This is a genomic window from Methylobacterium sp. WL6 (assembly GCF_008040095.1).
Lineage (GTDB): Bacteria > Pseudomonadota > Alphaproteobacteria > Rhizobiales > Beijerinckiaceae > Methylobacterium.
This window is the reverse complement of record NZ_VRVH01000540.1, coordinates 1-1,588: the sequence shown is the minus strand read 5'-3', so window position 1 is coordinate 1,588 and position 1,588 is coordinate 1. Positions and strand designations below refer to the sequence as shown.

1 protein-coding gene is annotated in these 1,588 nt (G+C 74.7%); it reads left to right on the top strand.

Translation table 11 applies throughout. The features are described from left to right. Nucleotides 1-35 precede the first annotated feature (35 nt). The gene (locus tag FV230_RS28155; RefSeq protein ID WP_147844700.1) at nucleotides 36-1,505 is read left to right on the top strand and encodes a protein-glutamate O-methyltransferase CheR; all 1,470 of its coding nucleotides are present in this window, start codon (nucleotides 36-38) and stop codon (nucleotides 1,503-1,505) included. Nucleotides 1,506-1,588 lie beyond the last annotated feature (83 nt).

Genomic DNA, 1,588 nt, shown 5'->3' with positions numbered 1-1,588 from the left:
GCTGCCGGCCGCCTGAGCGGAAGGCGCGGGACCCCATGCGTCGGCCGCCCGGTCCGAGCCCCCACGACGATCCGGGCTACGCGGTCCTCAAGGCGCGGATCATCGCGCGCACCGGCCATCACTACTACGCCGACAAGGACGACCTGCTGTTCGACCGCCTGCGGCGGCGGTTCAAGGCCTGCAACGTCGCCGATGCCGCGGCCTACGACGCGCGCCTGAACGCGGGCGCCGGCGAATGGGCCGCGCTCGAGGCCGAGATCACCATCGGCGAGACCTTCTTCTTCCGCTACGCCGAGCAGTTCACCGCGTTGCGCGAGACCATCCTACCCGGCCTGATCGCCGGGCGCGCGGCCGAGCGCAGCCTCCGGGTCTGGAGCGCCGGCTGCTCGACGGGGGCCGAGCCCTACTCGGTGGCGATCCTGCTGCACCAGCTGCTCGGCCCGGCCCTGGCGGACTGGCGCGTCGCGATCGTCGGCACCGACATCAGCGTCGCCGCCCTCGCCACCGCCCGGGCGGCCGAGTACGGCCGCTGGGCGCTGCGGACGCTGCCGGTCGAGGAGCGCTTGCGCCACTTCCATCGCATCCCGGCGAGCCCCGGGGCGGCCCGCGAGGGCGGCTACGCCCTGCGGCCGGAGTTTCGCCGCATGGTGCGCTTCGAGCGCCAGAACCTGATGAGCCTCGTCGACGGGACGGCGGCCGAGGGCTTCGACGGGTTCGATCTCATTCTCTGCCGCAACGTGCTGATCTACTTCAGCGCCGAGACCGTCGCCGCGATCGTGCGGGCGCTGGGCCGGCGCCTGCGGCCCGGCGGCTGGCTGCTGATCGGCCATGCGGAGCCCCATCCGGCCTTCGCGGGCTGGCTCGATGCGGTGAACCTCCCCGGCACGGTCGCCTATCGCCGTCCGCTCGAATCGGCGTCACTGCCCGCGCCTCCCGATCCTGCCGAGCCGGCCGGGCTCGAGCGTCCGCCCGCCGCCACTCCCATCGAACCCGGTCCGGCTCTTGAGGCGCTGCTCGCGGTGCCTGCCGGAGACGCCGTCGCCGAAGCGCTCCGTCCGGTGCCGGCGGCGAGCGCTCCAACCGTCGTCGACGAGACGGCGGAGGACGTGGCGCGCACGATCCGCATGCTGGCCGATTCCGGCGACACCGGCGCGGCGTGGCGCCTCCTGCGGAACGCGCTCGCCGCGCGGCCGACCGATGCGTCCCTTCGGCTCTACGAGGGCCTGCTCGCGCTCGGGTTCGGCCGCGAGGCCGAAGCCGAGCGGGCCTTCCGCGGCGCGCTCTACCTCGATCGCGGCTACGTGATGGCCCATTACCATCTCGGCCTGCTGCTCGGAGCCCTCGGACGGACCGCCGACGCCCGCCGGGCGCTGGACAATGCGGTCGCCTTGAGCCAAGCGCTGCCGCCGGATGCGGCGTTGCCCGAGGGCGACGGGGCGCGTGCCGGGGAGATCGCCCTGAGCGCGGCGGCGATCCGCGACGGCATCGGAACGGGGGCGGCGTGAACGCGGCGGATCGCCAGATGGAACGGGGCGACGGCCGACACGGGCGCGAGGCGGCGCTGCGCGCGGACCGCACGGCCGCCCTC